The 26,264-nt window shown below is 43.9% G+C and carries 22 protein-coding genes; 14 read left to right on the top strand and 8 right to left on the bottom strand.

Features of this window, described 5'->3' with window-relative positions; translation table 11 throughout:
* Nucleotides 1-46 precede the first annotated feature (46 nt).
* The 7 genes from choW to FFR00_RS04900 all read left to right on the top strand — a co-directional run bounded on the left by choW (nucleotide 47) and on the right by FFR00_RS04900 (nucleotide 8,666).
* On the top strand, nucleotides 47-895 hold the full coding sequence (gene choW, locus FFR00_RS04930; RefSeq protein ID WP_137672253.1) for a choline ABC transporter permease subunit: 849 nt from the start codon (nucleotides 47-49) through the stop codon (nucleotides 893-895).
* A gap of 2 nt (nucleotides 896-897) precedes the next feature.
* Nucleotides 898-2,094, top strand: coding sequence for a choline ABC transporter ATP-binding protein (gene choV / locus FFR00_RS04925; protein WP_137672252.1), 1,197 nt, complete (start codon nucleotides 898-900; stop codon nucleotides 2,092-2,094).
* Between the two features lie 85 nt (nucleotides 2,095-2,179).
* Nucleotides 2,180-2,761: a hypothetical protein gene (locus tag FFR00_RS04920; RefSeq protein WP_137672251.1), complete on the top strand. Its 582-nt coding sequence runs from the start codon at nucleotides 2,180-2,182 to the stop codon at nucleotides 2,759-2,761.
* Between the two features lie 143 nt (nucleotides 2,762-2,904).
* The gene (locus FFR00_RS04915; RefSeq protein WP_137672250.1) at nucleotides 2,905-3,561 is read left to right on the top strand and encodes an OB-fold-containig protein; all 657 of its coding nucleotides are present in this window, start codon (nucleotides 2,905-2,907) and stop codon (nucleotides 3,559-3,561) included.
* Between the two features lie 39 nt (nucleotides 3,562-3,600).
* Entirely contained in the window at nucleotides 3,601-5,346 is a 1,746-nt protein-coding gene (locus FFR00_RS04910; protein WP_137672249.1) for a flotillin family protein, read from the top strand.
* Nucleotides 5,347-5,944: 598 nt separating this feature from the next.
* Nucleotides 5,945-7,579, top strand: a complete 1,635-nt coding sequence (locus tag FFR00_RS04905; RefSeq protein ID WP_137672248.1) for a dihydroxyacetone kinase subunit DhaK — start codon at nucleotides 5,945-5,947, stop codon at nucleotides 7,577-7,579.
* 10 nt (nucleotides 7,580-7,589) lie between these two features.
* Complete coding sequence (locus FFR00_RS04900) at nucleotides 7,590-8,666, top strand: glycerol dehydrogenase (RefSeq protein WP_137672247.1); 1,077 nt, start codon at nucleotides 7,590-7,592, stop codon at nucleotides 8,664-8,666.
* Between the two features lie 111 nt (nucleotides 8,667-8,777).
* On the opposite strand, the gene FFR00_RS04895 is transcribed toward FFR00_RS04900, so the two are convergent.
* The 4 genes from FFR00_RS04895 to norV are packed head-to-tail and all read right to left on the bottom strand — an operon-like array spanning nucleotide 8,778 to nucleotide 12,003.
* The gene (locus FFR00_RS04895; RefSeq protein WP_137672246.1) at nucleotides 8,778-9,113 is read right to left on the bottom strand and encodes a DUF1971 domain-containing protein; all 336 of its coding nucleotides are present in this window, start codon (nucleotides 9,111-9,113) and stop codon (nucleotides 8,778-8,780) included.
* A 31-nt stretch (nucleotides 9,114-9,144) separates the two neighbouring features.
* Nucleotides 9,145-9,327 carry a hypothetical protein gene (locus FFR00_RS04890; protein WP_137672245.1) on the bottom strand — a complete coding sequence of 61 codons (183 nt, stop codon included), beginning with the start codon at nucleotides 9,325-9,327 and terminating at the stop codon, nucleotides 9,145-9,147.
* Between the two features lie 34 nt (nucleotides 9,328-9,361).
* Entirely contained in the window at nucleotides 9,362-10,510 is a 1,149-nt protein-coding gene (norW, locus tag FFR00_RS04885; RefSeq protein ID WP_235836158.1) for an NADH:flavorubredoxin reductase NorW, read from the bottom strand.
* 11 nt (nucleotides 10,511-10,521) lie between these two features.
* Nucleotides 10,522-12,003, bottom strand: coding sequence for an anaerobic nitric oxide reductase flavorubredoxin (norV, locus tag FFR00_RS04880; protein WP_137672244.1), 1,482 nt, complete (start codon nucleotides 12,001-12,003; stop codon nucleotides 10,522-10,524).
* 509 nt (nucleotides 12,004-12,512) lie between these two features.
* Between norV and FFR00_RS04875 the strand changes: the two genes are divergently transcribed.
* From FFR00_RS04875 to FFR00_RS04850, 6 genes are all read left to right on the top strand, one after another.
* On the top strand, nucleotides 12,513-13,088 hold the full coding sequence (locus FFR00_RS04875; RefSeq protein ID WP_161985092.1) for a PEP-CTERM sorting domain-containing protein: 576 nt from the start codon (nucleotides 12,513-12,515) through the stop codon (nucleotides 13,086-13,088).
* A gap of 743 nt (nucleotides 13,089-13,831) precedes the next feature.
* Nucleotides 13,832-15,040 (top strand): family 43 glycosylhydrolase, encoded by a 1,209-nt coding sequence (locus FFR00_RS04870; RefSeq protein WP_137672242.1) that lies wholly within the window; start codon nucleotides 13,832-13,834, stop codon nucleotides 15,038-15,040.
* A gap of 191 nt (nucleotides 15,041-15,231) precedes the next feature.
* Nucleotides 15,232-16,251, top strand: coding sequence for a hypothetical protein (locus FFR00_RS04865; RefSeq protein ID WP_137672241.1), 1,020 nt, complete (start codon nucleotides 15,232-15,234; stop codon nucleotides 16,249-16,251).
* A 451-nt stretch (nucleotides 16,252-16,702) separates the two neighbouring features.
* Nucleotides 16,703-17,428, top strand: a complete 726-nt coding sequence (locus FFR00_RS04860) for a hypothetical protein (RefSeq protein WP_137672240.1) — start codon at nucleotides 16,703-16,705, stop codon at nucleotides 17,426-17,428.
* Between the two features lie 51 nt (nucleotides 17,429-17,479).
* Nucleotides 17,480-19,336: a zinc-dependent metalloprotease family protein gene (locus FFR00_RS04855; RefSeq protein ID WP_137672239.1), complete on the top strand. Its 1,857-nt coding sequence runs from the start codon at nucleotides 17,480-17,482 to the stop codon at nucleotides 19,334-19,336.
* Between the two features lie 67 nt (nucleotides 19,337-19,403).
* Nucleotides 19,404-21,449, top strand: coding sequence for a fibronectin type III domain-containing protein (locus FFR00_RS04850; RefSeq protein WP_137672238.1), 2,046 nt, complete (start codon nucleotides 19,404-19,406; stop codon nucleotides 21,447-21,449).
* Nucleotides 21,450-21,503: 54 nt separating this feature from the next.
* On the opposite strand, the gene yghU is transcribed toward FFR00_RS04850, so the two are convergent.
* The 4 genes from yghU to FFR00_RS04830 form a co-directional block, all read right to left on the bottom strand.
* Nucleotides 21,504-22,361 (bottom strand): glutathione-dependent disulfide-bond oxidoreductase, encoded by an 858-nt coding sequence (gene yghU / locus FFR00_RS04845; protein ID WP_137672237.1) that lies wholly within the window; start codon nucleotides 22,359-22,361, stop codon nucleotides 21,504-21,506.
* Nucleotides 22,362-22,693: 332 nt separating this feature from the next.
* Nucleotides 22,694-23,299: a hypothetical protein gene (locus FFR00_RS04840; RefSeq protein WP_137672236.1), complete on the bottom strand. Its 606-nt coding sequence runs from the start codon at nucleotides 23,297-23,299 to the stop codon at nucleotides 22,694-22,696.
* A 328-nt stretch (nucleotides 23,300-23,627) separates the two neighbouring features.
* Nucleotides 23,628-24,182 (bottom strand): sugar O-acetyltransferase, encoded by a 555-nt coding sequence (locus tag FFR00_RS04835; RefSeq protein ID WP_137672235.1) that lies wholly within the window; start codon nucleotides 24,180-24,182, stop codon nucleotides 23,628-23,630.
* Nucleotides 24,183-24,362: 180 nt separating this feature from the next.
* Entirely contained in the window at nucleotides 24,363-25,277 is a 915-nt protein-coding gene (locus FFR00_RS04830) for an NAD-dependent epimerase/dehydratase family protein (RefSeq protein WP_137672234.1), read from the bottom strand.
* A gap of 83 nt (nucleotides 25,278-25,360) precedes the next feature.
* On the opposite strand from FFR00_RS04830, the gene FFR00_RS04825 reads away from it, so the two are divergent.
* Nucleotides 25,361-26,236 carry a LysR family transcriptional regulator gene (locus tag FFR00_RS04825; RefSeq protein WP_137672233.1) on the top strand — a complete coding sequence of 292 codons (876 nt, stop codon included), beginning with the start codon at nucleotides 25,361-25,363 and terminating at the stop codon, nucleotides 26,234-26,236.
* Nucleotides 26,237-26,264: the final 28 nt, after the last annotated feature.

Genomic DNA, 26,264 nt, shown 5'->3' with positions numbered 1-26,264 from the left:
ATTTTATTAATTTAATCAACACAATACAGACCATTAAGGAGTAACAGTGGACTTTATTACAGAGCATAAAATCCCATTAGGTGAATGGATGGCCATCTTCGTGGATTGGCTAACCTACAGCGCTGCCGGATTTTTTGACTCAGTGTCGTATACCCTCGAATCAGTAATTATGTTTTTGGTGGAGCTATTTAAATGGTTTCCGCCTTCGGTGCCCATTGTGGTTACCGCCTTATTAGCGTGGTTTTTGCACCGCAGTATTTCCCTCGTGGTATTTATCGTAGCTGCCTTGCTACTGATTATGAACCTAGGGTACTGGGAAGAGATGCTTGAAACGCTGGTATTGGTGCTAAGTGCTACCACTATTTCGTTGTTGGTAGGCGTGCCAATCGGCATTGTTGCCGCACATAAACCTTGGTTATACACCATACTCAGGCCCATTCTCGATTTGATGCAAACCATTCCCACCTTTGTTTATTTAATTCCCACCTTAGTGCTATTTGGTTTAGGGGTGGTTCCGGGTCTTATTTCTACCATTATTTTTGCCATTGCTGCTCCAATACGTCTCACTTATTTAGGCGTTAGCCGGGTACCAGCTGAACTGGTTGAAGCTGGTAAAGCATTCGGCGCTAGCCGACTGAAATTACTGCTTAAGGTTGAGCTTCCGGCGGCAATGCCAAATATTATGGCAGGGGTAACTCAGTGCATTATGTTGTCTTTATCGATGGTGGTAATTGCCGCGCTAGTAGGGGCCGATGGCCTAGGTAAACCAGTGGTTCGCGCGTTAAACACGGTGAACATTGCCCAGGGGTTTGAAGCTGGATTAGCGATTGTATTGGTGGCGATTATTTTAGATCGCTTATGTAAAAGCCCCGCTAGCCAAAGCAAAGAGGGATAGGCATGAGTGCAATTAGTATTAAAAACTTAGATGTGCTGTTTGGTTTTCAAACCGCCAAATCTTTAGCTTTGCTGGATCAAGGCGCTAGTCGCCAAGAGATTATCGATGCCACTGGCGACGTGGTAGGGGTTCACGATGTTAGCCTTGATATTAAAAAGGGCGAGATTTGCGTATTAATGGGCTTGTCTGGTTCGGGGAAATCGAGCTTGTTACGGGCGATTAATGGGCTGAATACGGTTACTCGTGGTTCACTCACTATTGAAGATGGTGACCAGCCGATTGATTTGGCTAGTTGTGATAAAGCCGCCTTGCGCCACTTGCGTACCAATCGCATTTCAATGGTGTTTCAAAAGTTTGCCCTCATGCCTTGGTTAAGCGTGTTAGATAACGCTGCATTTGGCTTAGAGATGCAAGGCATCGCCAAAGCCGAGCGCAGACGCTTGGCCGAAGAAACTCTCGAGCTCGTTGGCTTAGCCGAGTGGAAAGATAACTTCCCGCATGAGCTATCGGGTGGCATGCAACAAAGGGTTGGGCTGGCGCGAGCATTTACCATGGATAGCGATGTTTTATTAATGGATGAACCGTTCTCGGCGCTGGATCCTTTGATAAGAACCCAGCTACAAGATGAACTGTTAGAGCTACAACGTAAGCTAAACAAAACCATCGTATTTGTAAGCCATGATTTAGACGAAGCGCTAAAGCTGGGCAACAAAATTGCCATTATGGAATCGGGCCGTGTAATACAGCACGGTAGACCAGAAGACATAGTGCTTAACCCCAAAACAGAATACGTAAGAGAGTTTGTTGCGCATACTAATCCGCTAAATGTGCTGTGTGGTCGTTCTTTAATGACCGAAACCAGTGAGCTTAAAACCCAAAACGATAAGCTGGTATTGAGCGAGTATGATCAAAGCTACATTGAAGTGAATCATTTAAAGCAGGTGGTATCGGTAACACGCGGAAACAAACTTTTGCCTCTGCATAGGTGGCAAGAGGGCGACAACATAGAATCCCTAAGTAAAGATAGCCAAGTGATTGCTCCGGCTGATGTGTCTATGCGTGAAGGTTTAGAAATTCGCTATAGAACAGGGTTACCGGTGTTACTGGCTGATGAGGGTGTGCTGGTGGGAGTATTAGCTGATAATGATTTCTACCATGCGCTGCTAGGTAAACACTTTTCTTATGAAGCGAGCGCCTAAATATTTTCTCAATATTGTTGGTGATGGTAATAACCCTTTACTGATGACGATAAGTATTTAAAACAAGCCATAAAGGCGGATCAATATGATTCGCCTTTTTTGTATTCATCAGTTTATAAAAATTACGTACGACTCACTGGGTAAGCGCTGCATTGCAAAAATGGCCTTAACAGCAAAAAAGTCTATTAAGGCCGTGCTTATCTTAGTAGAATCTTGGTCAATAAAGGTTAGTGATTTAAATGTTACTAATCTTAAGGTAAAACATTCGAAGGGAGTCGGTGCGTTGCTTAAATGGAAAGTATTTTTTTGGCTTGGTGTAATTGCCACCATCGCTAATATTTTGCTTAGCGTATATCAAGATAAACCAGCTATTGGGGTGTTGCTATCAACGCTCATAACAGCGGTACTGTTAGTTCCCTATTACGGTTATGCTTATCAAAAAGCGCTGCCAACAGTAACGCTTTGGAAGATACTGCTATGGTTAGAAGCCTTGCTAATGGCCTTTGTTCTGCTATTTGCAGTGATTGGCCAAGTGGCTTATTTAGCGGGTGAAGGTGGTGTTTCAGTCGCCTTGTTAGGTTCAGTACTTATATTGTTAGTTTGTCCGCTTACCTTAATTCCCCCTTATCGTTATGTATATCGCTCAAATGCGTTGTGGAATATTTAACCATGATGTTTCTTTTGGGAAAATATGAGCATTAAAAACCAAGGTTAACAGTGGCCATAATAATTTATTAATGGCTGGCGGTTAATCTTGTTTCGTAAAGTGCCACTTTTTAACATGTAGGTTTACGGCAGAAAGGATGCTGAATGTACGATTTTTTAGTTGCTGATATTAATACCAGTTTTACAATTTGTTTAGCCTTTGTACTGGGCTTGGCCTTATTTGAAATACTGGGTTCTTTAATAGGCTTAAGTTTATTAAATACACTGGATGACTTACTGCCCATTGATATAGATATTGATATGGATGCCGACGTAAATAGCGGCGCGCTCTCAGGTGTGTTGGGTTGGTTGTATCTACATCAGTTGCCATTGTTGGTGTGGCTTATTCTGTTTTTAAGCAGTTTTGGCTTGGCCGGTCTCACGGTGAACTATTTAAGCCTTTCCAATGGGAATTGGTTATTTCCCTCTTTTGTTAGCCATCTAGCAGCACTGGTGTTTGCGATTCTAAGTACTCGGTTTTTAGGACGAGGCATCGCCAAGGTGTTCCCTAAAAGTCAATCTAGCGCGGTATCTAAACACGGTTTTAAAGGTCTACAAGCCAGAATAACTATTGGTACCGCTACCATCGGCAGCCCAGCCGAAGCGGTGTGTGTAGACCAACATGGGCAAAAACACTATTTAATGGTGCAACCTATAGATAGCGATGATTCGTTTCCTATGGGCACCGCCATTGTTCTACTAGAGCGCCATAAAAAATATTGGACCGCCAGCAAACTCAACGAATTATTAAACGATCATTAAGGATAAAGTGTGGATTTTTTAGGAAGTAGCAATAGCATAATGTTTTACTTAATTTGGGTCGGTGTGGGGCTTATTGCCTTTTTCACCATTGGTTTGATTTTAGCCAAATTGTATACCCGAGCGACCAAAGAAACCGCTTTTGTACGTACCGGTTTAGGCGGCGAAAAAGTGGTGAAAGATGGCGGTGCTATTGTGTTGCCAGTGGTACACGAAACCATTCCGGTGAATATGAATACCCTGCGCATTGAAGTAGAAAAGACTCAGAAAGACGCCTTGATTACTAAAGACAGAATGCGGGTAGATGTTAAAGCTGACTTTTACTTACGAGTAGCGCCTAACAGCGAAGGTATCTCGATGGCGGCGCAAACATTGGGTACGCGCACCATGCGAGTAGAGGAGCTGAAAAAGCTGATGGAATCTAAGTTTGTTGACGTGTTGCGCTCGGTAGCGGCAGAAATGTCGATGACAGAGATGCATGAGCAGCGTTCTGATTTTGTGCAAAAAGTACAACAGAACGTGATGAACGATTTGGAGAAAAACGGTCTAGAACTGGAATCTGTTTCGTTAACGGGTTTTGACCAAACCGACTTGCAGTTTTTTAATGAAAACAACGCTTTTGATGCCGAAGGCCGCGCTCGATTAACTAAAATCATTGAAGAGAAACGCAAAGAAACTAACGACATTCAACAAGAGAACCGCATCAAGATTGAGCAGCGTAACCTAGAAGCTGAGAAACAATCTCTTGAAGTGAATAAGCAAGAAGAAGAAGCCAAGCTAAACCAAGAGCAAGTGTTGGCGTTTAAACGTGCTGAGCAAAAAGCCGAGATTGCCAAAAGCCGCGAAATGAAAGAGCAAGAAGAGCGTGAAGCCGAGATTGCTAAAGAGCGCGCGCTAGAGTCTGCCGAAATCGAAAAATCACGCGATATTGAAACCCGTGAAATTGATAAGAGTAAGGCGTTAGAGCAGGCTTCGATTCAGCGTGAACGCGATTTAGAAGTGGCTGAGCAAGACAAACAAATTGCGGTTGCGCAAAAATCAGAAGAAGAATCAGCGGCTCGTGCTAAAGCTGCCGAAGCTGAAAAACTGATGGTTGAAAAGAGTGAAGCGGTAACCACTGCGCGCCAAATTGCCGAAGCCAATCGTCGTAAAGAGATTGAGGTAATTGACGCACTTAAAGAAGCAGAGCGTGACGCGGTGGGTATCACCGTTCAAGCAGAAGCTGAGAAGCAAGTAGCACAAGATAAGTCATCAGCTATTTTAATTGAAGCTAAAGCCGAAGCCGATGCTAAGAAACTACTGGCCGATGCTGATGAGAAAGTTTATGCAGTAGAGGCTGCCGGTAAGCAAGCCATGTACGAAGCTGAGAATACTTTGCGTGACGAGCAGGTAGAGTTGCAAAAATCTCTGGCCATTTTAAAAATTCTGCCAGAGCTAGTCGCCAGTGCGGTTAAGCCTTTAGAGAATATAGAGGGCATTAAAATCTTACAGGGTTATGGTGCTGGCAAGGGTGGAGCAGTGGATGGTGGTTCGGGAGGCGGCAATAAAGGCCTTGCTGAGCAAGTGACTGAAGCCGCTTTAGGTTACCGCGCTAATGCGCCATTGGTAGACGCAATGCTTAAAGAGGTGGGGTTAGTGGATAAAAACAATGGCTGTTTGGAAGATTTACTGACAGGCCATTCGAATATTATTCAAGATGCCTTAAGCGTGACAGAGCAAGAAAGTACGCCTGCTCAAGTATCTGAAAAACCTTCTGCTTTGCCAGAGAAACCAGAAGCTGTTTACTAGACCTTAGCGAATGAGGAGGGCTTCTGTGCCCTCCTTTTTTTAGCAGTAATGTAAACGAGCTGCAGTGAATCCCACCGCTAATCTTTAGTGGCTCAGGCCACCGATACGCCACTTCTTGACGCCAGTTTTGGTTTCATATTTTACCTTGGGGCATGGCCCTAGCATCACATATTCTTGCCAAACCTCACATTTTTGTAAACGTTTACATTAAACTGTTTGCTTTAAAGGCCGAGCAGGAACACATTATGTTCCTAATTATTGCAGACCTTGTATTTAGGCCTTTGGTTGATTGATGTACCAATATTAAAGCATATGCTTTGCTTTTTTGGGCTTTCTATCAGCGCTTCGGTACTGGAAGCGGGCTTTACTGCTCGATTGGAAGAAAACCACTAGTTAGCTTATATCAGTTGTTTTTTTACATTTAAATGTAAACGTTTCCATTTTTGGGCTTGCCACCAAATAGGCGCTGCTCATGGCATGTTGGGGTAGGCAAGCAATACAGCCTTATCAAGCGCTTATCTTTGCGGTGAAACGGTTAGCAATACAGTTAAACAGTTTTTGTGAGATTTAGAATAGCAGCATATTACGGAGATTTTAGATGGCTGATTTAGTGATTAACGAACGAGAATCGTGGGTAAATGACTCGATTGACGGCACCTTGTATACGCAGCAGCACAACAACTTAACTCGCTTAGATTTTGGTAATGACATTAAGGTGATTGCTCGAACTGATTGGCAAAAAGACAAAGTAGCCATTATTTGTGGCGGTGGCTCTGGGCATGAGCCAGCCCATGCAGGTTTTGTGGGTAAAGGTATGTTAACCGCAGCAGTATGCGGTGACTTATTTGCGGCTCCCAGTGTAGACGCTGTACTAAACGCTATTTTGCATGTGACTGGCGATGCCGGTTGTTTAGTGGTGATTAAGAACTACACCGGAGATCGCCTTAATTTCGGCTTGGCTTGTGAGAAAGCCAAAGAAATGGGCCGCAACGTAGAGATGGTGATAGTGAGTGACGATATCTCTATTCCCGAAAACCCTAAACCACGTGGCATTGCCGGTACCCTATTTGTTCATAAGGTGGCCGGTTATGTAGCCGAGCAAGGCGAAGACTTAGCGACGGTGACAAAAGCTGCGCAAGATACCATTGATTCTATCGCCAGTATTGGCATCGCTTTAAGTAGTTGTACATTGCCGGGTGATGATAGTGCAGACCGCATTGCGGCTGGCAAAGCAGAGTTAGGTTTAGGGATTCATGGTGAAGCGGGCATTGAAACCATTGAGTTACGCCAGTGCAAAGAGCTAGTGAGCATTATGTCTGACAAGCTACTCACTGCTTGTCCAAGTGAATGCCATGCGGTGTTAATTAATAATTTAGGCGGCTTGTCACCGATTGAAATGAACGTGGTGACTAAAGATGTTGTTGAATCAAACCTTGGGAAAAACGCTGAGTTATTTATTGGCCCTGCGCCCTTAATGACCGCCATTGATATGAAGGGGTTTTCGATCTCTATCTTGAAGCTTGATGAGCTTAAGCGCCAAGCATTGCTTAGCGATACCGTAACGGCTGCGTGGCCTGGCGTAAGTAAAAAACAAACCGTGGTGGTGACCCAATGTGAATCTCAATCTTCGCAGATTACATTTAGCCCTTCGCAAAATGAGGCCGTTGCAAACGCATTACGCACCGTGTGCAGCACCATTATCGACAACGAAGCAGCGCTCAATCACTTGGATACCATTGTAGGTGACGGTGATACCGGTTCTACCTTTGCTTCTGGAGCACGTAAAGTGCTGGCTGAGTTAGACGCTAATCAACTACCGCTAAATGAGCCGGGACTGTTAATGACCGTGATTGGCCAACAGTTAACCACGGTAATGGGCGGATCTTCAGGGGTATTGTTATCCATTTTCTTCACTGCTGCCGGTCGCGAGTTCACCGCGACAAATAACTTAGTTGCTGCTTTCCAGTCTGGCTTAGCGCGAATGATGGAGTACGGCGGTGCCGCGGTAGGTGATCGCACCATGATTGATGCACTTTACCCTGCTTTTGAGGCTTGGGGGGCTAACGGCTTTGCCGCTGCGGTTGAAGCTGCTAAAGCTGGCGCAAATAGCACTTTAGATATGACTAAAGCCAATGCCGGTCGCTCTTCTTATTTAAACAGCGATACCTTGAATGGGGTTAAAGACCCTGGTGCATTTGCCGTTGAGCAAGTATTTGAATCATTGAACAAGTAAGGAGAACAACATGGATAAGATTATAATTTCACCCAGCAAATACATTCAAGGTGAAGGCGCTCTGCATAACATTGGCCAGTATGTTTCCACTTACGGTAAGCAACCGTTAGTGATTGCCGATGATTTTGTCATGGGTTTAACTCAAGCTACTGTTGAAGCTAGCTTCAATGATCAGGCAGTAGATTTTGATGTTTTTAATGGCGAATGTTCACGCGACGAAATTAACCGCTTAATCGATAAAACAGGCTCAGTTAATGCCGATGTCATTATTGGCATTGGCGGCGGAAAAACCTTAGATACCGCCAAGGCCGTTGCTTTTTACTCTAAGTTGCCCGTGGTGATTGTGCCAACGATTGCGTCTACCGATGCGCCAACCAGCGCGTTGGCGGTGATTTACACCCCTGAAGGCGAGTTTAGCGAGTACTTGATGTTCCCTTCAAACCCTAACATGGTGATTATGGACACCGCCATTATTGCTGCGGCGCCAGTTCGCTTAATTGTTGCCGGCATGGGAGATGCCCTGTCTACTTGGTTTGAAGCGCGCGCGAATATGCACTCTGGCAAAGCCACCATGGCGGGTGGTGCACCCACTCGCGCCGCCCAAGCTTTGGCTAAATTGTGTTTTGAAACCTTATTGGCCGATGGCCTTAAAGCCAAAGTAGCGGTTGAAAACAAAGTCAGCACTAAAGCGGTAGAGAACATTATTGAAGCCAATACTTACTTAAGTGGTCTTGGATTTGAGAGCTCTGGTTTAGCCGCTGCGCATGCGATTCATAATGGCTTAACCAAGCTGGAAGAGTGTCATCATTTACTCCACGGTGAGAAAGTCGCCTTTGGCACACTGACTCAGCTCGTGTTAGAAAATGCACCACTGGAAGAAATTACCCAAGTGATAGATTTTTGTAAGTCGATTGGTTTACCAACCAACCTCACGGACATGGGCGTAAAAGAAATTAACCGAGATAAACTGTTGAGTGTGGCAGAGGCTTCTTGTGCCGATGGTGAAACCATTCACAACATGCCATTCCCGGTAAGCGCTCAGGCAGTGTTGTCTGCGATGCTTACCGCGCATCAGCTAGGGAGTTAAGCTGACAACTGTTGCTTGAGTTAAAGCTTGAATAAAATACCGAAGGCATTAATGCCTTCGGTATTATTGGGTTTAAGCACGTAAGTTAGTACTTATTAGTACTTTGCTTATTTACTTACTATTAAACATCTTCTCACCTGTTTTATCGGTAGCCGACCAGAAGTTGATATTGAATTGGGCATCGTTACTCAACTCAATACGGTGCCAGTATTGTGGTGGGCTAGTGGCAAAACTTCCGGCGTTTATTACTACTTTTACCTCTGGCTCAGTGGCTTCTGCATCAGCAAAGCCGTAATAGGTTACCGTACCTTCCATTACGCAGAGCTGGCCAAATACACCTTCCGCCGTATTATGGTGGCTCAGTAATGCTGCAGGTACGTTGTTTTTGGTGAAAAATGGCGTAGAGCGTTGAATCGTCCAGGTGGCTGGAATTCGCTGATGGCTCATAATCATTTCCTCTTGGTAGTGAATAATTAGTCTAGGGCTTAGTTGTTGTTACTAATCTGTTGGTTTGCTGTCGCAAAGCGGCAACCAGAGATAAGACAACAGGCATTAATAAGCGCAATCTTGCTTGCTTAGTTATGCCAAGTTGCTGGTAACTATGTCGGCTTTCTTCTAGATGGTGCTCTGCCGTTTGGTTCTCTAAAAACAATTGGTACATAGTATTTACTCCTCTTTGTTGCCGCTAAGTAAGGCTATTGACCCGATATTTTGCGTAAAAGTGGGAAGGCTTGATTAAGCTGTTGGTCGGTGACGACAAAACCAGTCATTTGATGTTGAGCGTTGTATGCCTCTGCGACTAGGCCTTGCTTCTCAAAGCCTACTTTCCATGTTGAATCAGCATCAAAGCTGCCACCTACTTGAATAGGATAAGCGGGCGTTTTTACCTTCACCATCATTGGGGTGAGTGCTAATTGTGCTGGCTGATCGCGTAATTGCTTGGCTAACACATTGGCACTCAAAATAATCGGTTGTAGGTAAGCCGTAACCTTGCCGTCTATTTCTGCACAGTCCCCAATGGCATAAACGTTTTTGGCCGACGTTGCTAACTGCTTGTTAACGACTATTCCACGGTTTACAGCAATACCTGCTTGAGTTGCTAGGAGGCTGTTGGCACGTAAACCAGCGGCAGAAATTACTGTATCTACCTTAAAGGTTTTTCCTTGTTTGCTGGTCACGGTTGTTGTTGCTTCACCCTCGGTTGTATTTAAAGACATTACGCTGTCATACAGGGCGAGGGTTATGCCCGCTTCATGCAGTTGTTGCTCTAAACGTAGGGCAACAAAATCGGGAGCAACATTGGCAAGTAAGCGGCTGTTGGGCTCCACTATAATGACTTCTTTACCGTTGGCGCGTAAGTCCATCGCGAGCTCTACACCTATTAAGCCGCCGCCCATTATTAACACGCTAGAGCTTGCGTTAATGCTTGCTTGAGCTTGGCGGTATTCCACCAAGCTATTTAAAGTAATAATGCTGGTTGCATTATTACCTTTGATCTCAGGCACAAAGGTGTTGGCGCCAGTGGCGAAAACAAGCTTTGAGTAAGGATAAAGCTGACCATTGGCCGCAATGGTTTGCGTGATGGTATCAACGCTCTCTACTTTAGTATTGGCAAACAACTCAAGCTGATAACGCTTGGCAAATTCTGCTGCAGGTAGTTGAATTAAGGCTTCAACACTTTGTTGTTTGCTAAAGGCATGACTAAGGTCAGGCTTGTTATATTCATTGCCCTCGTCTGAGGTGAAGACCTGAATACTCAACTGAGAGTCTGTTCTACGTAGTGTTTTTACTAACTGGTAAGCAGCAAAGCCACTGCCAATAATGATGATAGGTGCAGGCATCATTGCTCCTCTTATTATCCGTTATGCTCAACAAATACATCTTTGCCCAAGTTACACTCGGGGCAGAGGAAGTATTCAGGCACGTTGGCCCAGGGCGTATTAGCTGCTACACCTTGGTTTGGCTCACCTATTGCCGGGTCGTAAACCCAGTTACATACGGTGCAGATCATGCACTGGCAATCTGCAGGGTGGGCGGTGGTGGTGTTGGTTTCGCTGATGGCATGGCTAGCAGGAGCGGTTTGATTTACAGCCGCTGTTGTGCCTGATTTTTGTACTTGGGCCGATACACTATCTAAGGAATGTAGCGCCCATTGCTTGGCTATCTGGCGACCATGTTCACGGCATTCGCGCATGGCTTTGCCATCTGGTCGCCATTTGGTTTTTAAGCTTATTGCTGTTTCAAAGCCCGCATCGCTTAGGCGAGTATGGATACGGTCTACCGCACCGCCATTCCAGCCATAACTACCAAAAGCGGCCGCTTTCTTTTCTTTAAAACGCAATCCAGTAATCTCTTCTAACATGCCTGCAATTTTAGGCATCATTACGTTATTCATGGTGGATGAGCCTACCAATAAGCCTTTAGAGCGGAAGGTGTGAGAGAGGATTTCGTTTTTGTCGTGCTTGGATACGTTAAACACTTTTACCGCAACACCGGGATCAACATCATGAATACCTTGGGCAATAGCATCTGCCATCATGCGTGTATTGTTAGACATAGAATCGTAAAAAATAGTGATCTTGTCTTCTTGGTAGTTGTTGGCCCATTCAAGGTATTGATGAATGATTTGAGCTGGGTTGTCACGCCACACTACGCCGTGTGAGGTGGCAATCATATCAACCGGCAAGTTGAAGCTGAGTACTTCATTGATTTTGGCTGTCACCAAGCTGCTAAACGGTGTAAGAATGTTTGCGTAGTAGCGAAGGCACTGTTCTTTTAACTCATTTTGATCGACTTCGTCGTTAAACAAGTGCTCGTCACAATAGTGCTGACCAAAGGCGTCGTTACTAAATAGCACGGCGTCTTCTGTTAGGTAGGTCATCATGCTGTCTGGCCAATGTAGCATGGGTGCTTCTACAAAAATTAACTGCTTACCATTACCGATATCAAGGCTGTCACCGGTTTTTATGGTCTTAAAGTTCCATTCTGGATGATGGTGGTGTCCTACGATTGAATCAATCGCCGCCTCGGTGCAATAAATTGGCGTATTAGGAATTTTTTCCATTAACGCAGAGAGCGCGCCAGAGTGATCTTCTTCCGCGTGATTGATCACAATGAAATCGATGCTTTGCAGGTCGATTTCCATTTCTAGGTTTTGAATAAATTGCAGGCTGAATCGGTGATCTACGGTGTCGATTAATACTGTTTTCTCTTCGCGGATGAGGTAGCTGTTATAGCTTGTTCCGCGAGTCATTTTATATTCTGTACCGTGAAAGTCTTGTACTTCCCAGTCGCGTTGGCCTACCCAGTGAATGTTGTTTTTTACATGAATGGTCATAGCTTACTACCTAAATAACTATTAATTTAATTTGCTATTCAGGTTATTGCATAGCGTGTGCCAGTATGTTAAGCACTTGTTTTAATTGTATTTATTTTTAAATTTATATTTTTTGGAGTCTTTGTGACTCTTTGTTTGGTGTGCGGCGTGGTGTCTATATGACTCTTTGGTATTTTTTTTTTTTTTTGAAAGGCTTAAGCGCGTTAATCGTTTTTTGGTTGAGCCGCTCTGGGGGCGATTCAGCGTTTGTTGTTGGTTGGCTAGTTTACGTTGTGGCTAATTACTGCCTCCATATTCTCCTAAAAATATACGGCGCTAAATCGTCAAGTTTATTTACACTTTAGCTAATAGTACGGGTAAGGCGATGAATTACATTAATAATATCAGTGGCTTAGTAACTGGCTTGAATTATGCCCTATGTCGCCACGTTAATAACACTATCAACAAATATTTATTTCAAGACTTAAGGAATGACTTTGTAAAAGATTATCGGATTACTAAGTACTTTATTGCTGAGTGCGGCTGTACAAGCCACCCCAATCTCTAGTGGTTTAATTATTGAAGGCACCACTTTTGGTAGCAACAACGCTTTGCAGTTTTTTAACAATTCAACAGATGGCGAGCAAATTACATCTATTACTTGGGACTTAACCTCAATTGGCACATTTTTTGATTCAACTGATACTAGCCCTGGTAACAGCAGCAGCCCTATTACTTTAGGCTCTTCTTCATCTGTAGGTCATGTTTTTCCTGCTAATGATGCACTAAATGGCTCGGGTATTTTAACGATTAGCTTTAGTGATTTTGATGCGGGTGAATTTTTCCGTTTTGGTGTGGACATTGACTTCTTAAGTGCGCCAGACGCCGTTGGCTTAAACGGAAACCAGTTCTTTGGTGCCACTGCATTAGCCATATTCTCTGATGGAAGTCAGCGTTTTGGTACTTATGCACCAACAAATGTTGTGGGTTTCGGTTCTGAGGTTTCTATTGTTGATGCGGTAACCGTTCCTGAGCCAGCAACAGTGTTATTGCTAGGTTTGAGCTTATGTGGTCTTGGTGTATCGCGTAAGAAGAAAAATGCCTAATAGCGTGTAGCTTTACTCGCGAGACATTTTTTGAAACATGAAGTAGCCCAAGCATTGCAAAATCCTTGGGCTTTTTTGTGCTAACTATTACTGAAAATTTGATGTGTTTATTCAGCGCACAATGCAGTAGAACTCTTCTATATTTTTCAGAAGTTGCTTGCCTCTAAGCTTGTAACTGTTTGAACATCTTTGCCTAAAGGTTGAGCGGGTCGCTTAATCTCGCCAAACTCTGAGCAAATGAGTTCAGGCAATGCTTACTATTTTGTACAGCCTAAAAACCGTCAATCAACTTCTCTAAGCACCTTGCTAACATGGCTATTAGCCTAAAGGTGTCATAGTCATTCCGCTTGCCTTACTCATACTGTTTCTTCGCTCCATTTCAGCTAATGCTAGTTAGCTCACTTTTAGGTGTAACTAGAGGCACCATCTTCTCTGCAAGCAAAGCTTTTCGACAATTTCATACCGCTCTTTTTTCTGCTGTGTAATTAAAAACGGAAAATTAACTGAACAAAATATAACCACCAAATGTATTTTTTTTTAGTGTTTAATTTTCCAACTCTTTTACGTTTTTTTGTATTTGTGAATGACTCTTTATTTATCTAATAAAGGATTATGGTTTTTAGCGGAAGGTGAGCTTTACTCGGGTTGATGGTTTTTTAATCGGCGTGGTTGTCGGAATTAATTAGCTATTACTGAAGAAATATAATTCTAAATGCAATTGCTCTACAAGGAGAAGTGAAGTAATGAATATAAATAAAAATAATTTCACGAACTTTAATAAAATTGTGATTGGTGTGATGCTTACACCAATGCTAGTCGTAAATTCATATGCTGAAACATTAAGAAATAGAACGTTATTGCCTGAAGTGTGGGCGCCAAATTTAATTTGGGATGGAGGTAATAATCCACATTTTAATAAATGGCAACCAGTAGGTTCTGCAGATCCTACCGCTAAAGTTTTTAACGGTACCCTGTACGTATACACCTCAACAGACAGTAAAGAGCTTTGCCAAATACGCAGTGACAAACTACAAAAACATGCTTATGCGCCTTGGGCAAATACCGGATTTTGTATGCCGGGCTATCAAGTCTTTTCTTCTGCAGATGCCTCACTGAATCAAAGTACATGGCAGAAGCACGGCTTGGTATTACGCCAGAAAGATGTGCCTTGGGCTAGAAAGTCTGCTGAAGGCTGGGGCAATAGTGCCACTATGTGGGCGGCTGACGTAGTAGAAGGAGACGACGGCAAGTATTACATGTTTTTCCCAAGTGTAAGGGGTGACAATAACCATCAAACCATTGGTGTTGCGGTAGCCGATTCTCCGGCAGGCCCATTTGTTGCGAGGCCCGCACCTATCGCTACCACTAATAATTTTGATCATGTTTTTGACCCGTCGGTTATCAAGGTGGGGAACCAGTGGTACATTTTTTATGCTAAAAATGGCAGTGGTGGTAACAAAGCAATTTGGGCCGCTAAAATTGATGCTAACTTCAATTACATTTATAACCCGCTCGACTTAATGTTAGAGCCGGGCAGTTATCTGGAAGGACCTCATGCTTACATGATTGGTAATGACCTGTGGTTACAATGGGCAAGTGTTACTGCGCCAGCTCAATGGCCTTATCCTGGCGGGTACCAAATTAAGCAGGCAGTGGCATGGAACAACAATAATCCCTTATCGAACTTTGACCAGCGGGGCATTATGGTTCACCCATTTGGTAATCCAGGCACTAACCATGGCTCGGTGGTATCTTGGGCAAATAATTACTGGGCGTTTTATCACGATCATTTAAACGGTAAAAACTCAGGTTATACACCCACTGCACCTAACCAGATACATAACTACCGTCGAGCGATGTATAGCCTAGTGGAAATAGATGCGTCTAAACGAGGAGAAGTTAAACCTTTTAGACCCGACAATATAGTAAGCCAACCCAGCTTATCTAATTGATGTTTGATCTTGAGGTTTCTTTTCCAAACGGTTTAAAGTGAAGTGTGTAATCTTAATTACTGATACATGTTTTATTCGTCCTGATGGGAAAAAGATCTTTTATAATGAATATGGCCACAGCTTGATGGTAAATAGATTCTTGCTGTGGCTTAGACGGGTTAACTATTAATACTCAGTGGTGGAGCCAATTAATGTTGAAAGTCAGACGTTTAATTATGGTCTCAATTTTATGCCTGCTGATATATGGCGCATTTTCACTAAAGATATTTGATGGTAAAGGCGAGCCATTATCTGAGTGGGTGACTGTTCAACAGAACCAGCTAGCGCCGGTTAAGCTAAAGCCTTTTAATAACACTGTCGTTGAAGCAATTTCCTTAGGGGCTACATCATCGATGGGAGATGCACCTCAGTATCAGCAATCTCAAAATAGCGGTGAAGATTTTGCTGGTCAATTAGCGATGCAAATTGGTAGTGCGGCGTCTAAAGAAAACTTCGTCCGATCAATGGCTTTGTTAGAAGAATGGGCTAAATATGATTTGATAGCCGTTTTGGAATGGTTGGAGCGACAAAGTAGCCCAGAAATGGGCAGTTTTTACCAAGCCATAGTATTAAGCGCTATGTTGAACCCGCTAGCAGACAAACAACAGTTAGCAGAGCTCATTGCCAAGTTACCTGAAGGCTTAACCAATCACAGTTTGTTGATTAGCGCTTTTGCTAATGATTTGGCTGAGCAAAATATTAATTTAGCTTTGGAGTGGCTAGAAACTGTTGAACTACAAAGTTCGGCTACCCATGCAACAACAAGTGTATTAACGCAATGGGCTCAAGTGCAGCCAAACCTCGCGTTAGAGTTTTTATTAGAACAGCCTGAACTCTCATCATCACTCACTCATCAAATGGTAATTAATGCCTCCTCAGCACTGAACAATGATGAGCTTACTCAGCAAATTGAAAAGTTGTACCGCTATCCAGAAGACTTACAGTTAAGTATCAGCGGGGCGCTTGTGAGGGCTATGTTAGCGCGCCAACCAAAGCTGGCAAAGCAGTGGATAGAAGAGCAAGTAAGAGGCCCGATTAAAGATGCTTCATTGCGAGAATATATTCAACACCAAGCAGATTACATAGAGCCCAATGCATTGAGAGCGTTAATCTTGGAAGTGGAAGATAATGACTTATTTGAAACCTTATGGGTTTTAGTCGCCAATAAGTAAGCCAATTTAGTTGCTGTGGTTGAAACATTAATAAAGCCTCAAAAGAGGCTTTATTAATTTGCTAGGTCGTATATTTAGCTAAAAGCAGGTTGCGAGTACTTAAGGTTTGTTACTTAATACCGCATCAATATCTACGGCACCATGGCGCTCCATCTCCCCGCCTTAATCGCTATCAGCTACTCTCTGCGAAACTACAAAAGCAGTCTGCTAACTCTAGGGAAATTTCAACCGGTCTGTCATTTTTCCAAGCAACTTTATCGTAGTAAGTAGTGCTGACAGCTTGTTAATTATTTTTTTGTCATTAGCTTTTCCCGCTTCATTTTGTAGAAATTTACTTAATAATCAGACGATTATGTTTTTATTTTAATTGACAAAAATATCTAAAGATAATATTTGTGTATTATTGTATTAGTAGGCTCTCGGGAAGAGAGTGTTAACAGGGAAGGGAAGCGTGAATTACAAGTATTGGTTGGTGCTTGGGGGGCTGAGTCTATCTGTAGGGTGGCTTATCAGTGATATGACGATATCCAGAAGCAATCCTCATTCCACTATCACTAAGGTTGAGCGAGAGAGTTCTGTAGAAAATAAACCAGAGTTATCGCCAATTCTAAGCCTAACAAACTCTGATTTACAACAAGAGGTAATGGATAAAAATGTTGAAGTGCTTGCTTCAATTGATGCGCCAAATAAGCCCTCGACATACAGTGCACCCCCGCTAGGTCATGTTTCTATTAAGCTATGGAAGAATATTGAACAAACACCTGCGCAATACGCCAAATTAGAATCTCATAATATAGATCGACGCTTTGTGGAATATAACAATAACGCGTTTGTTGGTTTAGCTTTAGGCGATTCCTTTGAGATAGCATTACCCCAATTAAATACCGAATATACGCCGAAAGTGATGGCTGTAGAGGTGCATGCTAATGGCGACAGAACTCTTTCAGGTCGTTATTTAGGTGATGATGACAAGGCTTACTCTATTACTGTTACGCAAAGTAGCAGCGCCATGTTTGCGACTATCGCAACGTCATCTGATGTGTATTTCATGCAAGGGCAACAAAGCCAAGGTTGGCTGATATCAGGTAAAGATCAAGACTCCCTCAAAACTTGGATAGACGAGGATAGTGTAGCCATTCCTAATGATGCAAAGCTTAACCCTCCGCCTATCCAATAAACGCGCACCGTTTAATCTCTAATTCTATTAAAAAACAAAGGATGTATAGACATGTTTAATGTCAGAAAAGCAGCAAAGGAATTGCTTGCAGGCCTGTGTGTGGGCAGCACGTTATTATTTAGTCCTCAATTAGCGATGGCTAATGAGACGGTAGACGTTATGGTTCTTTATACCAGTCAAATTGATGCTGAACATAGTGGAGCAACAGAGACGTACATTAACCACATCATTAGCTCAAGCAATACCTTTTACGCGAATAGTAAAGTAGATATTCGCCTGCGATTAGTACATAGCCAAGAAATGAATGTGGCAGGCACTACACAAGTCACGAGTGATGCGTTAAGTCGTTTACGTAGCGATGCAACTGTAAGAAGTTTGCGCTCAGAATATGGCGCAGATGTAGTGACATTGCTGACCAACCCTACCAATAGTGCTTGTGGTATTGGTTACGTAGGTAGCGGAAGCAATGGACGTTTTTCAAGTTATGCTAAAGATTATGCGTACAACCTAGTTGGTGGTGGAACCAGCTGTAGTTCAATGACCTTTGCACATGAAGTGGGGCACAACATTGGCCTTACACACTCGCGAGCTCAAGGGGATACTGGTGGAGTATTTGGCTATGGTTTGGGCTATGGGGTAAATGGTCAGTTTAGTACCATTATGGGCTACCCTTCAGCTTTTGGTACTCGTACTAGAGTTGACCGCTTCTCTGATCCTACTCGCTCAGATTGTTTGGGTTATGCCTGTGGTGTAGATAAGGCTGCGTCAATTGGTGCTGATGCAGTGAGTTCGATTAATAGTTTAAGTGAGCAAATCGCTAACTGGTATCCAACCGTGGTTGAGGGGGGCGGTCCAGGTGATAATTCTCCAGAGTGTTTAATTCCGAGTAAGCCTAACAAACCGAGTGCAAGTGAAGTAGGCAGCAACGCTTATACCTTGGATTGGCCGGTGGTTGAACATGCGGTTAAATATCAAGTAACACGCTGGAGTGCTAGCACGAGTACTTGGCAAAGTTACGATATTGTAGATGTGAATAAAGCAGTGGTATCTGGTGTTACCAGCACTACAGATTTCTCTCGTGTTGTGGGGATAAATGCTTGTGGTCAGTTGGGTGAAACCTCCGACTATGTATCAATTACCATGCTAGATGATACGCCGGTATGTACAACGCCGGCAAAACCCGCTAAACCCATTGCCAGCGAGGTTGCTAGTTCTTCCTATACCTTAAATTGGTCGGCCGTAAATGGTGCCGCCAAATATCGAGTCAACCGCTGGAATGAAAGTCAGCGGGCTTGGCAGCAGGTGCTAGTGACTCAGGAAACCCAAGCAACCATTATTGATGAAACTGGCGACGTGGCTTATGCGCAAGTTGTTGCTATTAACAATTGCGACCAAGCGGGTTCAGCGTCTAGCTATGTGACTGTAAACCTCATAAAAGAACCTACCGATCCTGACAATGGTAGCGAGCAAAACCTTATTAAAAATGGTGACTTTAATGGCGCTAATTTAGCGGGTTGGACTACTTATTGGGGAGGTTCGCTGTCTCAGGCTGAGCTAGGTTATACCGGTAAAGCGATGAGAGTAGCCGCTCGAAGCAATTGGTATGATGGCCCAATGCAAGAGTTGGGTGGTGTGATTAAAGCTAATACCAGTTATGCCTTAGGCGCTAAGGTGAAAATGGCTGCCGCTACCGATAATGTTAAGTTACAAATTTGGTACTACGATGACACTGGTGGTCACTGGCTGGCACCTATTCAACAAACCGTGGCAACTGCTTGGACCGATGTTGAAGGCGGCTTTGTTATTGATAACCTGCAAGGTGAGCTGAAATACGTGCGCTTGTTTGTGTTTGGGCCACAGCCGCAACGTGATTTTTATCTTGATGATGTAACGATCACTGAGCGTTAAATTGTAAAAGCCAAACATTTTATATGTTTGGCTTTTTATATTTCAAATACATAGGACGTTTATTGAAATGTTTAGAAAACTAATTAAAACACTTTCCGTGATTGTGTTGTTGCTAGGTTGTGCCGAGCTTAGTGCTCGCCCTTCTACATTTTTACCTGCCGAGCAAGAAGTGTTTGCCATTGGTGATTTGCATGGTGACTTTAATGCAATGGTAACAATACTGCGCGCAGCGGGACTTATTAATTCTAGTAATAACTGGATTGGCGGTAGCCGTACCTTTATTCAGGTGGGGGATCAACTCGATCGAGGAAATGGCGAGAAGCAAATTCTGGATCTATTTGAAAAGCTTATTGCGCAAGCAGAACAAGCTGGTGGCCAAGTACTGGTGTTAAACGGCAACCATGAAACCATGAATGTAGAACTAGATTTTCGTTATGTTACGAGCGGAGGCTTTAGTCAGTTTAGTGACCACTATCATTCAGGAATTTCCGACTCTGCAGTAACCCGTTTGCCCAGTGAGCAGCGTGGTCGAGCAGTAGCGTTTAAGCCTGGTGGCCCCTATGCCAATATTTTATCTACCCATAACGCTACTGTAATGGTTGGGCAAACAGTATTTATTCATGGAGGAATTACCCCAGCTTATGCGCGCTATGGTTTAGAGCGAGTCAATGATGAAATTAGCCAGTGGATGAAAGGTTACGCTAGCCGACCATCTTCTGTTGGCGGATCTGGCCCCCTATGGAACAGAGACTATGGCGGTACTATGTCTAGCGCGACATGTAACCAGTTAGAAGAAACCTTGGCGGAATTAGGCGCTAAACGGATGGTGGTTGCGCATACTGTGCAACGCAGCATTAACCAAGCTTGTAACGGTAAAGTATGGCGTGTAGATGTTGGTATGTCTGATTACTATGGCGGTCAATTACAAGCCCTAAAAATAACCAATGATTCACTGATTCAAATTGTAGAAGAAAACGGTCGCTTAACCGAAACTGGTTTTGGAAATAGTGGTGATGGAGAGTGTCAAGCTATAGAGGGATCGCCAAAGAATTTGGTGGTCAGTAATTTAATGAGTGATTCACTCAGCGCAACTTGGTCTCCGGTTGACCATGCCTCAGGTTATCAATTAGAGTATTTTAACGGCAATTCTTGGGTATCGACTCGCACCTCGCAAACCTCACATAACTTGAACAACTTACCAGAAGGTTCAACGGTAAAGCTGAGGGTTAAAGCCAGTAACCTTTGCAGTGAAAGTGATTACACTGAGGAAGTTGCTGTAACATTAGTGGATACTGGTAGCTGTCAGGCGCCGCAGCAAGTCACTTCAATAAGCACTAGCAATCTTACTGCAAGCTCATTTAGTGCTCATTGGCCAGAGGCTGAAAATGCTACTAGTTATATTTCACAGTTGTGGGTGAACAGCGCTTGGCATTCGCAACCAGCGGTAACCACTAATCAAGTTTCATTCACCAAACTAATCGCCAATAGCACCCAATTTGTTCGTGTTATAGCGGTGAATAGCTGTAACGAACAAGCGGTGGCTTCTTCTTGGGTAGAAGTTAAGCTAAGTAGCGTTGAGCAGTGTGAGGCTCCTAGTGCGCCCTCACCGCTTAGCGCCAGTAATATTGGCAGCAATACTTATACTTTAAGCTGGCCAGCGGTCACTAAAGCAAGTAGCTATAAGGTACAGCGTTGGAGTGAAAGTAACGGTGCATGGCAAGATTACAATACCACCACGAACACCTCACTTACTGTAAGCGGTGAACAGCGCAGTACCGCTTACGCGAGAGTAATTGCAATAAGCAGTTGTGGTAAGGCGAGCAATGCTTCTCAATATCTTACGATTAGTATGGCAAGTGACAGTGGCGTTTGTAGTGCCGCACCGACTGTCCCTACTGGGCTGAAAGTCGATTCAGGGGTATTAACTTGGACCAAAGTTGCCCAAGCTAGTTACTACAAAGTGATGGGCTGGAGCGGGTCGAGTTGGGAGTTTTATACCAATGCAACTAATAATAGCTTAACGATATCATCAACTACGCCGCAATATCTCAGTGTAAGTGCGCGTAACGATTGCGGTAAAAGCAGCTACAGCAGTTATATCCAAGTGAGATAAATGAAAGCGAAAAAAGCACCTTAGGGTGCTTTTTTGTGTGTGAGAGGCTTAGGTCTAAGGTTTTTTATTTAATATCGCATCAATATCTGCGGCACTGTGGCGCTCGGCTAATTGCTCCCACTCTTCGCCCCAAGCGCGATTAACTATACGACCACGCTGTACGCCTTTACGCTGCTCAATGTCTTTGGCCCAGCGCATTAGGTTGGTGTAGCTACTGGCGTCTAAAAACTCTGCAGCTTCGTATACGGTATTTAACACTACGTTGCCATACCAAGGCCAAGTGGCGATATCTGCAATCGAATACTCGTCACCACCTAGGAATTGGTGTTTTGCCAACTGCTTGTCTAATACATCTAACTGGCGCTTAGCTTCCATGGTGAATCGATTAATCGGGTACTCATATTTCTCTGGTGCGTAGGCATAAAAGTGACCAAAACCGCCACCCAAATAAGGCGCTGAACCTTGTAACCAAAATAACCAATTCATTACTTCGGTGCGTTTGACGTGATCTTTAGGCAATAGCTGGCCAAACTTTTCAGCCAAATAAAGCAAAATTGCCCCAGATTCAAAAACCCGTATTGGTGTTCCGCCAGAGTTGTCTATTAAAGCAGGGATCTTAGAGTTTGGATTTACTTCAACAAAGCCTGAAGAGAACTGATCGCTTTCGCCAATGTTAATCAAGTAGGCGTCGTATTCGGCTTCTGCAACACCTAGCTGAAGCAGTTCTTCCAACATAATAGTGACTTTTTGGCCATTTGGTGTGGCTAAAGAATAGAGTTGTAAAGGGTTGGAGCCTACTGCTAGATCTTGCTGGTGGCGTGCCCCTGAATCCGGTCGATTAATACTGGCCCATTGGCCACCATTTTCACTGTCCATGGTCCAGACTTTTGGCGGAATGAATTGCTTTGTCATCGTTTTTCCTTATCTGTTTAGGTGCTATCTATATGGATATAGGGGTGTTCTGTTGACTTAAACTTATATCTTGCTTGTTCATTAGAACGCTTCACCTTAGAAAAACATTCACATAACGCTCAATAAACAATTGAATGTGGCTGAGTGACTCAGTTTGCTTTATATACTGTAAGAGTAAACCATTGGCAGTGGCAAATACTTTGCGGGTAGTTTGCGGGTAGGTGAGTTAAAAAAGCCGAGTGAATGGGCTCTACTCGGCTGAAAAATGGTGGGTTTATATCGCTAGCGGGTGTGGCTGATACCGCTACAGAGGCTACCGATACCCCCCTACATTACTGAGTATTGGTTCTCAGCTTTTGTTGTTTTATTCTCCTAGCAGCTAAACCAAACACGACTAGGGCGAATACGCCTGCACTGGCTGGTTCTGTTACGCTAACACTAGGCTTGTTTTGAACACTGTTTGTGAGCAAGTCAATTTGCAGGTACATAGAGCTGTTTACGGTAGTTTCAGGCAAAGCAAACGATACACTGTCGGCAGTAAAGCCGGTTTGTACGCCACTCATGTTAGTGATGACATCAATACCGTTTAACGCGGCATTAGGCATGCCTATCCAATCTAAATCAGACAGTACAAAGCTGAGAAATCCCTGTCCACTACAAGTAAACCAGCCACAATATGGACCATTGTCAAAACTCACAAATATAGAATCGGCTAATACATCGATACTGAGTGAGTTATCGAAGTTGAAGTAGTCTGCGAACTCGACTTCATCACTTACCGTTGCTGCCATAGCACCTTTGCCTTCGCAAAGTGCACTTGCCGAACCTGAATCTTGTGAGCAGGACAGGTAGATGTCATCGCTAATGATCGTGGCGGATGCGAAATTTGCAAACAGCAAGATAACGCTAATGCCAAAAGTAACAACCAGTTTTTTCATTAGTATTCCCTATCGTTGGTGATATGCCATAGGGAACAGATCAGGTATTAGGCCACTATTAAATTATTTTTATTTTATAGTGAGTTAAGTGCTATTGAGGAAGGGAGTCGCGCGTTTTTTTAAAGCACATTCTCGCAAATTCGCATTTTGATAGTAGACCAATGAGTCTTAGGCATACCCACCCGCTGCTAAGTAAACTTGTGTTGAATTAGGTAGATAGTCATCCCGTGCAGTATTTCTATTGATTGTGAGATAAAAAGTAGAGTTCCACACCTAGGCTGAGCGGAATGGGGATGAGCTTAAAAATGATGAATATGCCTAGTTACATTTACTCTACGGTTTTTATCACCTTGGCAGGGTTACCGCCAATCACCACATTGTTACCAAAACTCTTGGTTACTACTGCGCCAGAGGCCACGACCACGTTATCGCCTAATGTTACCCCTGGATTGATAGTGGCATGGCCGCCGATCCAGCAGTTGTCGCCAATGGTAATGCCTTTAGCAAATTCAATACCTTGGTTACGCTCTATTGGGTCGATAGGGTGGCAAGCTGTGTATATACCCACTTGTGGCCCAATAAAGCAGTTATCGCCTATGGTGACAGGCCCGCAATCAAGGATCACGCAAGCAAAGTTCATGTAAAAGTTGTCGCCTACCGAAATATTCTTGCCGTAGTCACAATTATACTGAGGCTCAATTTTAATTGCGCCTTTAATGCTGCCGAATAATTCATGTAGCAGCTGGTTGCGTTGCTCAGCTTGCTGGCGGGTTGTTTGATTGTATTGATGGCAAATAGATCTGGCTTGAGTGCGCATTACTGTGAGTTCACTATCGCTAGGGTCGTAAACTTCACCACGCAGCATTTTGTCTCGTTCAGTCATAGGCTGTTCTTTTGTTGTGGGTTATCAGCGTTATTAGTGAGCAACGCTAAGGCTTTTTAGGTGAATAGATTACGTTAATCACTCGCCATCTTACTTTGACCTGGGTTGCTTAGTGGCTGGTTTTTGGTGATTAAGTATAAGAAAGAATTGGCGACTTATTGGGGATCGGCCGCCTATTCTTTAGGCCGGTTTCAGTTGTTTTAGTATTTGAGTGAGTGGGGTACTTTGGTAATGAGTACTTAAAGCTTGCTTCATCTTGCTGCCATCTAGCAAAACCGGTTGACGCCACAAATACCGCATTCTTAGTACCTCTTTTATGGTGGGTACAAATAGGGACAGGAGAGCGAAGCTCCACCACGCAAATTTTCGGGTGAGCAGTGGCTGTTGGTTGTTCTCAAAGGCCTGCTGCCAATCTTTGGTGCTTAGGCGTAAACCGGGGTCATGCCATACCTCAAAGTCACTTTGTGTAAGCTGGAGTACTTGAGCGGTATTGGCACATAGATCGGGTAAGTAAGACCAAAAGTGCTGATGCTGCGCATTATGTGGAAAAGCCATTTGAGTATGATTGCGTTTGTATTTAATCAGCATGCTAGGCCAACTTAAATGGGTATTGGGGCCAATAAAATCACCTGCTCGCACAATGGTAATTTTTGCACCGTTGTCAGCGGCTTTGCGTAAGCGCTGTTCCATTGCCACCCTTATTTTGCCTTTAGTGGTGATAGGTTGCATCTGGTGGCTCTCGTCAATGGCGTGCTCTGTGGGGCTGTAGTTATACACGTTACCGGGAAACAATAGCCGTATTGCCAATTGCTCGGCCACTTGCACACTAGGTTCTAATAGTGACAGGGCTTCTTCTTGCCAGCGGTGGTAGGCAGGATTAACTGCGTATACGATTAAGTCTGCATCTTCTGCCGCAGCGGCTAGCTGTTGATAGTTGCTGGCATCACCTTCTACGATGTGTTGTGCGTTTAGCCATGATGGCGCTTTAGCGCGGTTACGCATTAGCGCTTTTATTTGCCAGCCTTGCTGTTTTAATGCGTGTGCCATTTCTGATCCAAAGTTACCGCTTATGCCTAATATAAGTGCTGTTTTCATTTTCTTTCCTCCAGTTGATAAACTAATTATATGATTCATAATCAAATAGAGAATGGCCAAAAATTAGCAAAGGGTATGCAAATATGAATAGCGATAACTGGCAATGGTGGCAGTATTTTTTAGCTATCGCTGAGCAAGGTAGTTTGAGCCGAGCGGCCGATAAATTAGCTGTATCACAACCTACCTTAAGCCGTCAGTTACAGGCTATGGAGGCGCAACTTGGCCAGCCTTTATTTGATAGAAGTACCCAAGGTTTAAGCCTGACCGATTTTGGACAGGGTTTGCTAGAAGAGTGCCAACACATGCAAAGTAGCGCCCAAAAGCTGCAGCGTTTAGCAACTGGGCAAGCGCAAACCCTCAGTGGTCGTGTTCGCTTATCTGCCAATGAGCTAATGGCTCTGCATTATTTACCCGGTTTATTGTCTAGGTTTATGCAACGTTACCCTCAAATCTCTCTAGAGGTTGAGGTGAGTAATCACGCCAGTAACCTAGATAAGCGTGATGCTGACGTGGCTATTCGCATGTTTCCGCCTACTCAACTGGATGTGTACTGCCGACGTTTGTTTGATATTCCTCTCGGCTTTTATGCCAGCCTAGAATACTTAGCCCAACAGGGTGAACCTTGCGACTCGCAGAGCTTGTTTCAACATCGAATACTCGGTTACGACCGCGACCCGCAGTTTGAAGAGGGGGCAAGGCAATTAGGTATGTCAGTTAAAAACGAACAGTTTTTGTTGCGTACCGATTGTTTACCTTTGCAATTGGAGCTCGCTAAACAACATGCTGGTATTGTGGTTAGCCACCAAACACTGTGTGAGGCTGCAGGCTTAATCAAGCTTGATGTTGGCATAGAACTCCCCGCATTGCCGCTCTACTTGGTGTGCCACAGAGACGTGCAACATAACAAAAAAATTCGAGTGTTGATGGATTTTCTAGCTGAAACATTGGAACTTAAATAAGCGGAGAATAGGTGGTGAAGGCTTCTGC

Source organism: Agarivorans sp. Toyoura001 (assembly GCF_005405585.1).
Taxonomy (GTDB): Bacteria; Pseudomonadota; Gammaproteobacteria; order Enterobacterales; family Celerinatantimonadaceae; genus Agarivorans.
The sequence above is the reverse complement of the archived record's forward strand: the minus strand, read 5'-3'. Positions and strand labels throughout refer to the sequence as shown.